Annotated in this window: 9 protein-coding genes; 2 read left to right on the forward strand and 7 right to left on the reverse strand. The window is 35.5% G+C overall.

Going from position 1 to position 13,482, the window contains the following annotated elements:
• Positions 1-971: 971 nt before the first annotated feature.
• The gene (gene lldD, locus ACFILN_RS07275) at positions 972-2,120 is read right to left on the reverse strand and encodes an FMN-dependent L-lactate dehydrogenase LldD (RefSeq protein ID WP_273790428.1); all 1,149 of its coding nucleotides are present in this window, start codon (positions 2,118-2,120) and stop codon (positions 972-974) included.
• Positions 2,121-3,258: 1,138 nt separating this feature from the next.
• Positions 3,259-4,347, reverse strand: a complete 1,089-nt coding sequence (locus ACFILN_RS07280) for a 2'-deoxycytidine 5'-triphosphate deaminase (protein WP_375671180.1) — start codon at positions 4,345-4,347, stop codon at positions 3,259-3,261.
• A 237-nt stretch (positions 4,348-4,584) separates the two neighbouring features.
• On the opposite strand from ACFILN_RS07280, the gene mutL reads away from it, so the two are divergent.
• Both mutL and ACFILN_RS07290 read left to right on the forward strand, forming a co-directional pair.
• Positions 4,585-6,438 (forward strand): DNA mismatch repair endonuclease MutL, encoded by a 1,854-nt coding sequence (gene mutL / locus ACFILN_RS07285; protein WP_375671182.1) that lies wholly within the window; start codon positions 4,585-4,587, stop codon positions 6,436-6,438.
• A gap of 109 nt (positions 6,439-6,547) precedes the next feature.
• Positions 6,548-6,784: a DUF2093 domain-containing protein gene (locus tag ACFILN_RS07290; protein ID WP_273787833.1), complete on the forward strand. Its 237-nt coding sequence runs from the start codon at positions 6,548-6,550 to the stop codon at positions 6,782-6,784.
• Between the two features lie 19 nt (positions 6,785-6,803).
• Here ACFILN_RS07290 and lpxK read toward each other — a convergent pair whose 3' ends face one another.
• The 5 genes from lpxK to ACFILN_RS07315 all read right to left on the reverse strand — a co-directional run bounded on the left by lpxK (position 6,804) and on the right by ACFILN_RS07315 (position 12,981).
• Entirely contained in the window at positions 6,804-7,844 is a 1,041-nt protein-coding gene (gene lpxK / locus ACFILN_RS07295; RefSeq protein ID WP_273790425.1) for a tetraacyldisaccharide 4'-kinase, read from the reverse strand.
• A complete protein-coding gene (gene waaA / locus ACFILN_RS07300; protein ID WP_375631033.1) occupies positions 7,834-9,156 on the reverse strand; it encodes a lipid IV(A) 3-deoxy-D-manno-octulosonic acid transferase in 1,323 nt (440 codons plus the stop codon). Before waaA ends, lpxK begins: the two co-directional genes overlap by 11 nt.
• Before the next feature lie 1,408 nt (positions 9,157-10,564).
• The gene (locus ACFILN_RS07305) at positions 10,565-10,810 is read right to left on the reverse strand and encodes a DUF4170 domain-containing protein (protein ID WP_273790423.1); all 246 of its coding nucleotides are present in this window, start codon (positions 10,808-10,810) and stop codon (positions 10,565-10,567) included.
• A 46-nt stretch (positions 10,811-10,856) separates the two neighbouring features.
• Positions 10,857-11,663, reverse strand: coding sequence for a 3'(2'),5'-bisphosphate nucleotidase CysQ (locus tag ACFILN_RS07310; protein WP_273790422.1), 807 nt, complete (start codon positions 11,661-11,663; stop codon positions 10,857-10,859).
• A complete protein-coding gene (locus ACFILN_RS07315) occupies positions 11,650-12,981 on the reverse strand; it encodes a TldD/PmbA family protein (protein WP_273790421.1) in 1,332 nt (443 codons plus the stop codon). Before ACFILN_RS07315 ends, ACFILN_RS07310 begins: the two co-directional genes overlap by 14 nt.
• Positions 12,982-13,482: the final 501 nt, after the last annotated feature.

Raw genomic sequence — 13,482 nt, forward strand, 5'->3', positions numbered from 1 at the left:
ATAGTATCCATGGAGAAGCTTGGAGATGTAATTGTTAAATCGATTATGGAACAAAACATTCTATGCCAATTTGTATCATTATGAATACACAACGACCCCATCTGTAATAAAAATAAACTGGATATTTTTAACAAATTATGAAATAAATCTAGAACACATAAATAGTGTTAGAAATGACATACTATACAAAAAAATATTCAACTGCTTCCTAATATATTCGCCAGTTCAAAAACATCATAAATCATTGAGTATGCAAGAAAAGCACATTAATTCACGCAGTCTTGCTCTCAGTAAACCAGCTTTTTTTAAAGATAGTACAGGTATTTTTTTCATTGCTTAAAAACGTACTCCATAAAAACAATATCATATCCTTATAATATATTATTCAATAAAATTAATATAAATAATATATATATTATAGAAACATTATTTATATTGATCCAATTTTATTATAATTAAATGTTACAATAAATACATATTGACATTTTTAATAATTTTATTTATATATCATAATTAATATTATTCTATATTAAAATAAAACTAAATGAGGTTTATATTTTATGCTAATGTGGAAAAAGAGTGATTAATATATTATGTTTTTATATATAGGAGGGAAAAATGCTCACAGCATTATTTATATCTATTTTTTCTATATCAACAGTTGTTTTGCCTTTAATATCAGCGCTTGTTCCTTTTTATCCATAGAATGAGCTGTTAATAACGTAAATAAAAGATGTATGCAATGTTATTAGTATTTTTTTTGTGTTTATTATTATTAAGATTTTTGCGTTAATATTATTGTAGTTACTTAGTATTATTGTAGTTACTTAGTATTTTCTGTGATTTTATAGAGGAGCTTCTTGATCTTTTCTATTTAAATTTAACTATCAACATATTTGTAAAGTATATAATTATGCTCCTCTATAAAAAGACTTTCTTTTTCTAAAATAAGTTATAACATATTGATTTCGTTACTTAAAAACATCTATATTCACTAAACTTTTGCGTGTAATATCTTTGATTGTCTGAGTACCGGTCAGTGTCATAGCTACCCGCATTTCATTAGCAAAAAGATCAAGGAGATGCATAACACCTTTCTTACCTGCTGCTGCAAGCGCATAAACAAAAGCACGACCAATCATAACAGCATCCGCACCTTGTGCTATCATGCGTACAACATCAAGACCAGAACGAACACCTGAGTCCACTAAAATAGTCAAATGATCCTTTACAGCATCCGCAATTGCAGGCAACGCTCGTGTTGTTGATAATACACCATCAAGCTGACGTCCGCCGTGATTAGAAACAACAATACCATCCGCACCAAATTTTACTGCTTCTCGCGCATCTTCTGGATCAAGAATACCTTTCAAAATCATTTTTCCTTTCCAAAAATCGCGAATCCATTGTAGATCATGCCAACCAATTGATGGATCAAAATTTGCACCAAGCCAACCAACGTAATCATCCAATGCAATTTTCTTTTTGAGATAAGTGGAGACATTTCCAAGATCATGAGGGCGCCCCATAACACCAACGTTCCAAGCCCAATATGGATGAGTCAAAGCTTGTAAAAAACGACGTAAACCAGCATAAGGACCAGACATTCCCGAATGCGCATCACGATAACGTGCACCAGGAATTGGCATATCAACTGTAAAAACCAACGTGCGTACACCAGCCAACCAAGCCCGTTCTAGTGCATCACGCATGAAACCGCGATCTTTGAGAACATAAAGTTGAAACCAAAATGCATCTCCAACCGCCTCTTGTACTTCCGCAATGGGACAAACTGAAACAGAGGATAGAGTAAAAGGAATCCCTTTTGCCGCTGCGGCACGCGCTGCTTTTACTTCTCCACGACGTGCATACATGCCCGTTAGCCCAACAGGTGCAAGTACAATCGGTAAATCAAGTGTCTGATCAAAAAGCTTGATTGAAAGATCAACTTCACCAACTTGCCTTAGAATCCTTTGACGCAGTGCAAGTGCTTGAAGTTCTGTACAATTACGTCGCATCGTTTCTTCAGCATAAGCCCCACCATCAATATAGTGAAAAAGAAAGGGAGGAAGACGACGCTTTGCTGCTTTACGATAATCAAGTGTTGAAGAAATAATCATTGATGGCACCATTGTTCCTAAATAAAAAAAGAAGACATCCTAAAACGCATAAAAGCGAATCCGTATACCTACCTATTCGACATCCTCCCAAAACGCTCTATTGAATAGATAAAAGCAACAGAGATTGCAACTTTCTAAAAAAACTAATTGATAAAAACAACGTCTTTATTTCTCTTATCCAAATTTAAAATCTCACAGTATGCAGTATCATTAATAACGTATCTACTCATATATCGTTCATGTGCAATTGAAATGTTATACTCTCGTTAAACAAATACCTCTTCGAAAGCGATTGCTCCGTAGCTTAATTAGTTATAATTTAAAGTCGTTTCTCCCTCCAAAGGTCCTTACATTATCAATTATTAAGAATATAGAGTGTCATTAAGTATAAACCATAACCTCCTCCAAAAGATGAAAAAATCCTTTATTAATACTGTAAATAAAGCTGTCGCATACATCCATAAATCTTCTTATATCAATATTCAAAACTGAAACCTGTTACTTGTTCATGAAAGTTTATAAAAATATACAGTGTCTAATTCACATAAAGCATAAAAAAACTTTTAATGTTCATACTAATAGAAGCTCTTCATATTTAATTGAATAATTTTCTAGCAATATTATATCTTGAGGCTATAAATGAGTTACTAAAATTAGAACAATGTTTAAAAAAATTGTTACTAAACTGTAGTGAAAAACTTATTTATTGGCTTTTAAGGATAATTTTTATACGAAATAAAATATACTGGTCATTTAAGCTCTAGAAAAATGGCGCCAAGTGTAGCATCCAATCTCGCATATTTACTTTGAAAAGTGAATACGCTACTGTTATATTGAATTTTATTAACCTATTGATTTATTATAATAATAAATATGAATAACATATTGAATATAGTAAAATTCTTTCATTGTAGATTTTGTCATGATGAAATAACCAAAACTATTCTTTTGCACATCATAAATGGAGTTTGTATAGATAAAACCTCTTTAAAAAAGAAGTAAAAATGCCTCTCATACCCTCCCATAACTTTGAAAACTGAAAATAAAATGCATAGTGCCGGTTTTATGAAGGATAAATTTTTCTTTTATCTAAAATACGCTTTCTGCATACATGTTATCAAAATTCGTGGTTCCCAACTCATTTAAAATGCTTGGACAACTTTAAACCCTGTGCTTGATAATGTGATCCAACATCATGTCCATAAAGGGTTGATGGTCGATTAAGCATATGCTCATAGACCAAACGGCCAATAATTTGACCATGCTCTAAGATAAAAGGAACTTCATGGCTCCGCACTTCTAAAACCGCTCTTGCTCCTTTTCCACCCGCCTCCTTATGCCCAAATCCTGGATCAAAAAAGCCTGCATAATGCACCCTAAACTCACCAACTAAAGGATCAAAAGGAGTCATTTCTGCGGCATAAAGCGGAGGCACATGAACAGACTCTCGTGAAACTAAAATGTAAAATTCATCAGGATCAAGAACCAACTCTCTCTGACCACGATCAAAAAGAGGTTCCCAAAAATCTAAAACGTGGGCAACAGCACGTTTATCAATATCAATAACACTTGTATGATGTTTACCACGATAACCTATAAGCCCGTTTTCGTCTCCCTTTAAATTAATGGAAAGACCAATACCACCAACACTAATATTAGGAAAATCATCCGATATCAGTGTTTCTTGCCTTTGCAAAGTGTGCAACTCTATTTCATTTAAATAACTTTGCCCTTTTCTAAACCGAAGCTGTGATAAATGTGAGCCTGTATGCACCAAAATTGGAAATGTGCGTGGACTAATTTCCAAATAAAGTGGACCATGATAACCAGCACAAACTTTATCAAACTCTTGAGCATTATCCGTAATGACACGTGTAAAAATATCTAATCGGCCTGTAGAACTTTTGGGATTGGCAACAGCAGATAAAAATTCTGGTAACGCTAAACTTTCCAAAAGAGGAACAATATAAACACACCCCGTTTCCAAAACGGCTCCACCTCGTAAATCAAACTCATGCAACTTTAACCGTTCAAGCTTATCCAAAACTTTTGTATCAGATCCCGGCATAAAAGAAGCACGTATACGATAAGCCTTCTCCCCTAAACGAAGATCAAGGCTTGCTGGTTGTATTTGAGATCTATCAAATGGATACTGAGCCTTGAGAACGTTATTCTCAATCAAAGCTTGTATATCACTATCTGCTAAAATACCGCTTATACGCGCCATATATATTGCCTTTCCTTTTTACATTGTTTCTTTTTTGACCTAGATGATAAATTGGTGCAAGCTATTTTAAAGTGATAAAAACTATTTTTATGTTTTTTCCAACTGATTTGTTAACATAAAATAAAATAGGAGGTATTGTAAAAATAATACCTCTCAGCTCTCTTGTTCTTGAATGTCGCGCAAATGATGTTATCATAATTTTCTATAGAACCCTTAAGATTCCTGTTAGAATTTATTATGATTATACGCCATCTTAGCGAAAATATTATTAATCAAATCGCCGCCGGTGAAGTTATTGAACGACCAGCAAATGTTGTCAAAGAACTTGTTGAAAACGCTATTGATGCTGGTGCAACACGCATTGAAATTATTACAGCAAATGGTGGAAAAAATTTTATAAAGGTGAGTGATAATGGTTATGGAATTCCTGCAGATCAGTTAACTTTAGCAGTTTCTCGCCATTGTACCTCAAAGATTACCGATGACGTACACAATATCTGCTTCCTTGGATTTAGAGGAGAAGCCCTCCCTTCTATTGGTTCTGTTGCTAAACTTAAACTCATTTCACGAACAAAAGATGCTGAGAGCGCTGCTGAAATTTCCGTTACTGCAGGAAAAATTGTAGGACCCAAACCAGCTGCTGCAAATCTTGGAACAATTGTTGAAGTTCGTGATCTTTTCTTTGTCACGCCGGCACGATTAAAATTTATGAAAACTGATCGGGCTGAAACAAATGCTATTAGCGATATGATTAAGCGAATTGCTATTGCATTTCCACATATCCGCTTTTCTCTTTCAGGATTAGACAGAACATCTATGGAACTGTCTGCTACAGAAAATAATATTCAAGGACAATTACAACGTATTACGCAAATTATGGGAAAAGAATTTGCCCCTAATAGCATTGCGCTGAATGCTGAACGCGAAGCGGTGCGCTTAACAGGTTTTGCCTGTTTACCATCTTTCAACCGAAATAACAGCCTTCATCAATTTGCTTATGTTAATGGGCGTCCCGTGCGTGACAAGTTTCTATGGGGCGCTATCCGAGGTGCTTATGCTGATGTCATGACACGAGATCGTTATCCTGTCGCTATTCTTTTTATTGATCTCCCACCTGCTGAGGTAGATGTTAATGTTCACCCAGCCAAAGCTGATGTACGATTTCGTGATCCAGGATTAATTCGTGGTTTGATTGTTGGAGCTATTCGTGAAGCATTGCAGCAATCTGGTATTCGTCCTACCTCAACCCGTTCTGAAGCAATGCTTGCTGCATTTCAAACACAACAATCATTGGCACAACAACCATTAGGCAATTTTAAGAACACGCACCTGTCCTCTTCTTACAGTTCACAGCCTCATCATTTTACCAGCGTTTCAATGGTCCAAAAACCATTGGATAGTACTAGCTCTTTTGATTTAAAAGAAGATGCCGCTCCTATTATGGAGGGCTTAAATACACCAAGTGGGGATGCATACATTCCAAGCACTACATCTTCATCAGAAGAGTTATCTTATCCATTAGGAGCGGCCAGAGCACAAATCCATAAAAACTATATTATCGCCCAAACACAAGATAGTTTGATCATTGTCGATCAGCATGCAGCTCACGAACGATTGGTTTATGAAGCACTCAAAAATGCACTTTATTCCAAACCGCTTCCTTCACAGTTATTACTTATTCCTGAAATTGTAGAACTCTCTGAAGAGGATGCAACATGTCTTTTAACGCATAAAGATGCTTTGCAAAAATTTGGATTAGGAATAGAACCATTTGGACCAGGAGCAATTGTTGTGCGTGAAACACCTTCCATGTTAGGAGAGATCAACGTCCAAGCCCTTATTAAAGATCTCGCAGATGAGGCCGCTGAGTATGATACAACAAATAATTTAAAAGAAATGCTTGATTATGTTGCAGCAACGATGGCCTGTCACGGCTCAATACGGTCAGGGCGCCTTTTACGCCCCGAAGAAATGAACACACTATTACGGCAAATGGAGGCAATACCTAATACAAGTACATGTAATCATGGACGCCCTACTTATATTGAACTCAAATTGGCAGATATAGAACGGCTTTTTGGCAGAAAATAAACTCTTCATCATTTTGACAAGAAAAATATTTTTAAATTAACTCTCGACTTTATAATATATTTTATGGCACTTTTCTTGAATCTCTTGTATCAAGCAAAAAGGAGTTATAATGTTTTCCGATAGTGAACGCGAAGCAAAAATTCATTATTCTAATAACGGATATGACATTATAGAATATGGTACCTATACTATTTGTGCTGTTAGCGGGCAAAAAATCCCTATAGATGATTTAAAATATTGGAATCATCACCGCCAAGAAGCATATGCTAGTTGTGAAATCTCCTATCAACGTGAACTTGAGTGCAACCCATATCTCAAGCAATTGTTAAAAACAAAAGAAAAATAACCCTTTGAAAGCTATAAATTTAGCCTTTGCCTTTTAGACAAGAAAACTCAAGGGAACGTTTTCTAAAGCGGGTCATGACCTCCTCAAGGACCATGCGACAGAAGTCTTTTTGAACAAAATCGACATTCACATCAAAGACAATAAGATTTTTCAAATCTTTTTGCGTGTGAATTGTCTGTATACGGGTATAATCTTTAGCTGTTGTTGCGAGCCATAAATTGTGCATTTTAGCCTTTTGTATAAGGCTTTTTAAATTTTCATCTGTGAAAAAATAGTGGTCTGGATATATGTAAGTTTGCACCACATGACCAGACAATTCTTTAATAGATTTAAAAAATTTATCTGGATTGCCAATACCGGCAAATGCCAAAAATGATTTTCCTGAAACCTCATCAGAAGCACTGGCTTTAAGATGAGCACGATATAAAGGCTTTCCAGTACGCGAAACAAGAAAAGCAACATTATCAGGCACATCGGAGTGACCAATCAATAAAACACTATCCATAAAAGAAAACTGCGTTTTTAATGGTACGCGCAAAGGTCCTGCTGGAAAGACAGCTCCATTACCAAAACCGCGCATCGCATCAACAACGAGTAACGCATAATCCATATAAAGACGGCGACTTTGAAATCCATCATCCATTAAAATAAGATTACATCCCTCTTGCTTAAGCCGTTGCGCCGCTGCATAACGATTAGGTGATACAGCTACAAAAGCATGCCGTGCAAGTAAAAGTGCCTCATCTCCAACATTGTGTGGAGTATCATATTTCTCATTTACAAGATGTACCCCTTTAACTGATCCACCATAACCACGAGATACAATACCAGGTACAAAACCAAGTTCTTTAGCCACCTTGGTAAAAGCAATAACAACCGGCGTTTTACCCGCACCACCACATGTAAAATTTCCAATACACAAAACAGGCAGATTAATCACGGGAGGCTGTCTTGCCATAAAACGACTTGAAAAATAACCATACCCCCATGAAACTGGGGCTAATACAAAACGCAAAAAGCTTTTATTTTTCCACCAAAAATGGGGGGCGCTAATATGCATATCTACCCTGACGCTGACGTAAACCTGTTTGTATTACAAGGGGTTGTAAAAATGGATCTAAAATCTTTAATGTGCGCTCAAGTGCACCTGCCATACCTGTCGCCACTTCATGAGCCTTATCAACCATTTCTTGTCGCAATGTTTCATTTGTTAAAAGCTTATACACCTGAATAGCAAGCTGTTTTGTATCTTGAACCATATATGCTGCATCATGCGTTAGAAATTGTTTGAACATCTCTTGAAAATTTGAAACATGGGGCCCTGTCAAAATAGCGGAACCAAGTAAAGCCAATTCCAATGGATTGTGTCCACCATTTCCACATAACGATTTACCAACGAAAGAAACTTTCGATAAGCGAAGAAAAAGCCCCATTTCTCCAATGGTATCTCCCCATAAAATATCGGTATTCATGCTTGGAACAGCATCTCTACTCCTACGAATAAAACTTAACCCCTTATTATCGCATTTTCTGATAAGATCTTCTGAACGTTCAGGATGACGAGGCACAATAATTGTCAATAAATCTGGCAAATAATTTTTAACAATCTTATGGACCTCAAAAGCAATCTCCTCTTCCCCTTCATGCGTTGAAACAGCTGCCCAAACTGGGCGATTGCCGATAGCATTACGATAACGTGCAAGCAATGCTTGATTTTCAACCAGAAAAACATCAGCCTTGAGATTACCAGAAAACGTAACAGATTTTACGCCAAGTTTATGGTAATAAGCTACATCTCTTTCGTTTTGACCAATCGCCAAATCAATATCCTTAAAAATATGTTTGGCAAGAACGCGTCGTTTTTGCCAAGCTTTAAAAGAACGTTCAGACATATGGGCATTAACCAAAATCTGCGGAATACGCATTTTTGCAAGTTCTTTAATACGAAGGGGCCAAATTTCTGATTCACAAATCAAGACGAGATCAGGCTTCCAATGACTAATAAAACGGCGCACTGCAAAATCTAAATCCAAAGGAGCATATTGATGAATCAACCTATTACCAAAATGTTTTTTCACAAGAGTAGAAGAGGTCACAGTCCCTGTTGTCATTAATACATTTATTTTCAATGATAAAATATAATTTACAAGTGGAAAAAGTGCAAGTGTTTCTCCAACACTTGCTGCATGCAACCAAACTAATGAACCTTGGGGGCGTACATGAGAACTTTTACCTAAACGCTCTTTTTTGCGACACCACTCTTCTTTTCCACGAATAGCACGAAAGAACAAATAAAAAGGAATAACAGGACATAAGCAAAAACCAATTATCCGATAGCTTAAAAGAGCCGTATGTGCCTTTAATTCTACCATTTAAAATCACCTCATCCAGCTATTTTAAGATATCTATATGCTTATTTTGTTAAAAAATTCATCAACACTAGTGGTTGCTTCCGTATTTTTTTAATATCATCCATATCTTAAATAAAAAACGCTTAATCCATGAGAAAATTCAATATATAAAGGACAAAAAATGCAATTTTATCACCATATTTTTTTTAAAACTTTCCTATAAAAATAACATATACACATTATTTAAATCTCTTTTAATGAAATTTTATCACTTCATTCTGCACCCTATAAAAATCTTACTCAAAAATAACAAAACTATTTTTCAATCAATTATAATTTTGAAAATATAAATGATAAATACCATACAACCTATGACATATTTTTTCAGCTCACTGAATAAATACTTCTTATGATTTTAGTGAGGCTTTGAATTGTACACGTTGGTATTTTAGAGAAAAAAACTTATTTTTACATATGTTAGGTATTGTCAATTTTTCAAAAAATAATCCATATAGACATTACAACCTAATATAAATAAAATATGTTTAAAAGGAAGCTCAATCTCTATTATTTCATTTCAATAAAATGAATATGTCAAACAAATCTTAAAAAAAAACTTTTGAATGGTATAGAGTTCTCATTTTAAATTGTGATATCATCTCTTAAAGGTAATCCAGAAAAATCTAATCTTGTTTAATAGAGAATTTCTTAAAAGTCTTACAGCAATTTTAATAAGAGTTTTCAAAATTTTAAATCCTCTCTTTTCAGGAGGTTGCATGATATCTTATTCCTTTTAAGATTGTATATAATCAACACAAAATGACTAACTTATAGATTGTAGTTTTAAACGAGTACTCAAGAAGCCCTTATGAGGTAAGTTAACTTTATAAATCTATTCAGTTTCTCTAAGTTTCTAATTTTGGTAAGTTTCTAACAACTTTCATGGTTTCTAAGCTTATAGTAATAACTCGTTGAAAAAATTCCAATGGATAAGTAGGGAGTGCTAATAATCTCAATAGAGTAGTAATTCGTATCATTAATAATGCTACTCTTTGTATTAATCTTAACGCATTAATGTCTCATACCCATTCAAGAGCAGAGCGACTATTCACAATATAATCATAAACTTCGAGTGATCGCTGTCATGATAATATTGCTGTTGCAAATAGGTTGATAGAACTGTCTTGCATTTTTATTAAGCGCAAAGATGGTGGTGCAACAATGGATTTTATACCTTGCACGAACACTATTATGAAATGGGTTTGGGTGCCTTGAGAGATGTTTTTTTTAAGAAAACATATGAATTTTAAACAACAAGCATATTCTTTTTTACGACGTTCTATTTTACTCGAAGAAAGTACCTATGAAAAGGACGACTAAACAAAAGCGTGCAGCAATCTACAGGCTATAATAACCAAATATTCAAGCTTTATTCTGCATCGCCTAACTCAGCATCAAGAAACTGATGCAAATCTACAATGTAATAACGTTGTAATGCATTATCTACACTGCTTTGCGCTTTTGCCTGCCATGCTTCTTGAGCGGATTTATAATCTGAGAAAATACCAACCACATCTAAATCATCGGGATTCTTGAATTGATTACTGTTAAGATTTTTTAATTCCCCACCAAATACAAGATGTAAATATTGTTTTTTTTCGTTGGTTTCAGTCATATGTGCCTCTATATTATTTAAATTATTTTAGCATGCTTTTACGTGATTAAACTAACTTTGTTTGACGAACAACATCTATCATATCTTGACAGCAATTATTTTTACCAGCAATTAAAAGTCCATATTGGTAAGGTTCAATTCCATAAGATAGTAAAGAGGCATCAAGCGATAAAAAACACCCTCCACACTCCTGCAAAATAAGATCAGCAGCGGCAATATCCCATTCATGACAATTTGGACGAACTAATACGATATCAATTTCATCTTGAGCAACAAGAACAATACGATAAGCAAGAGAAGGAAGATAATGGTAAAGACTAACTTGATTGAGGAAATCATCTGGTAATTTTTGTGCGAGCGATTTATCAAGTGAAATTTTATATTTTCGATGAACCTGAAAGGCTAAACGAGGAAGTTTTATCCCATTTAATGTTGCCCCTCCACCCGTTACAGCTGTATAAACATCTCCTTGAGCCGGACATTGTAGTACGCCCACAATAGGACGCCCATTCTCAATAATGGCAACCGAAATACACCAATAAGGACTGCCAGAAAGAAAACCACGCGTTCCATCAATAGGATCAACAACAAAAGAGCGCTCATAATAATCTTGTTTTTCTCGATTATCTTTTGTTTCTTCTGAAATCCATCCATAATTTGGACGAGCTCCAAGAAGCTTCTCTTTCAAGAAATGATCAACAGCAAAATCTGCTTCACTGACCGGGGAATTACCTTCTTTAATCCAGACATCCAACGTGCATCCAAAATACCGCATTGCTAAATCTCCTGCCTCTCGACAAACGTCACGCAAAAGATTTAAATCAGAAGAATGATGCGTATTATTTTCCTGCAAGTGTCATCCCTTCAATTAATAATGTTGGAGCTGCTGTACCATAACGCCGATCAATATCATTGGCAGGTGTTAAATGTGCTAACATATGAAGCAAATCAGAGCCTAGCGTTACTTCACTCACCGGATAAGCAATTTCACCATTTTCAATCCAAAAACCGGAAGCCCCACGACTATACTGACCAGTAATAAAATCAATGCCATGACCGAATAATTCGGTCACATAAAATCCATTTCGCAAATCTTTTATCATATCGCAAGGCGATACTAAACCCGGTTCAATAGCAAAATTTGTACTGGTCGGCTGCACTAATGATGCTGAACGCACACCATGTCCATTTGTTTTAAGTCCCAGTTCACGTGCTGTAGATGATGAAAGAAGCCAATTTTTTAAAATACCATTTTCAATAATATTGAGTGTTTGTCCCTCTACCCCTTCTCCATCAAAAGGATGAGAAGCATTTCCACGTAATCGCAAAGGTTGATCGGTTACATTAACATTAGGCTTCATCACTTCCTTACCTAGGAAATTCTGTAAAAGACTCGTTTTTCGAGCCACAGAGGCTCCATTGACCATAGATGCGATATGCCCTGCAATTCCACGAGCCGTACGCGGATTAAAAATAACATCAACGCCCCCAGTTGCCGCACGAACTGCACCCAAACGTCGAACTGCACCAAGCCCTGCATTCTTTCCCACAGTTTCTGCTGCCTCTAAATCAGAAAAATGTAAGGCTGTTGTATAATCATAATCCCGCTCCATCTGTGTTCCTTCACCTGCAAGAGCACTACAAGAACGTGAAAAACAACTTGAGCGATAGGCTCCACAAAAACCATCGCTGGTCACAAGAATAAACCCACTACGGCCATAAGCTGTTGCAGCGCCACCAGAATTGCTTACACCTTTAATATCAAGAGCTGCTGCCTCTGTTTTTAAAGCATCTTCTGTTAAAAAATGACTGCTAGGTACAAAATCATCAAAAAGATCAAGATCTTTAGGATGCTTAACCAAACACTCTTTATCTGCCAAACCTTCAAATAAACTATCGGGAGAAGCTTTAGCCATCGCAACAGCACGTTCCGCAAGTTCTTGCGGATAAGATCCTAAATTAGCAGAAACACTTGCTACTTTTTTTCCAACAAAAACCCTTAGAGTAAAATCATTGCTCTCTGCTGCTTCTGTCGATTCAACTTTCCCAAAACGAACTGATACACTGGTAGAATGAGCATGAACAATAACAGCATCAGCAGCATCTGCCCCAGAACGCCTTGCTGCTTCAACCAGCGAAACTGCTTTCTCAATCTGGTTTTTGTCAGTCATCATAGACTCCCTAAAATATTTTATTATTTACATTGATAAGCATTCTGACAAATTTATACAAATCAGAATATAACTCTTGTGTGTTTATTCATAAGATTATGCATATTTCATGCATTCTTTTTTTTAATGCATTAAATCATTTCCCTTTTAGCTTCTTTATGAAAAGACGTAATATGCTGTATATGCCGTAAAATCTCTTTAGTTTCAAGATTTCTCATGGGCCCTTATCATTTTAGATAATCCAATCTGTACTGACAATCAAATCAACCGAAAATTTGGCAATTAACAAAAGGCCTAACAATAACATTTGAATTTAAGCCAAAATCCTCAAAAATTCGAAAAGTATAAAATGACTTAAGTCACAAGCCTTATGTCCTCTGGATAGTCAAATAACTTCCTTCATTCCTATAGCATTCTTTAATTTCCAAGCAAGAATCAAGAAAATGCCTTATATTTGTGTATACTTCTTTGCTTCTATAAACTCTCTCATAATAAGATGGC

Origin of the sequence: Bartonella sp. CL434QHHD, assembly GCF_042195145.1 — a bacterium.
Classification (GTDB): domain Bacteria; phylum Pseudomonadota; class Alphaproteobacteria; order Rhizobiales; family Rhizobiaceae; genus Bartonella.

Coding starts and splice junctions, on each gene's coding strand:
- lpxK (WP_273790425.1), bottom strand. CDS start 7,844: ATGCATATTAGCGCCCCCCATTTTTGGTGGAAAAATAAAAGCTTTTTG.
- waaA (WP_375631033.1), bottom strand. CDS start 9,156: ATGGTAGAATTAAAGGCACATACGGCTCTTTTAAGCTATCGGATAATT.
- ACFILN_RS07305 (WP_273790423.1), bottom strand. CDS start 10,810: ATGACTGAAACCAACGAAAAAAAACAATATTTACATCTTGTATTTGGT.
- lldD (WP_273790428.1), bottom strand. CDS start 2,120: ATGATTATTTCTTCAACACTTGATTATCGTAAAGCAGCAAAGCGTCGT.
- mutL (WP_375671182.1), top strand. CDS start 4,585: ATGATTATACGCCATCTTAGCGAAAATATTATTAATCAAATCGCCGCC.
- ACFILN_RS07280 (WP_375671180.1), bottom strand. CDS start 4,347: ATGGCGCGTATAAGCGGTATTTTAGCAGATAGTGATATACAAGCTTTG.
- ACFILN_RS07290 (WP_273787833.1), top strand. CDS start 6,548: ATGTTTTCCGATAGTGAACGCGAAGCAAAAATTCATTATTCTAATAAC.
- ACFILN_RS07315 (WP_273790421.1), bottom strand. CDS start 12,981: ATGACTGACAAAAACCAGATTGAGAAAGCAGTTTCGCTGGTTGAAGCA.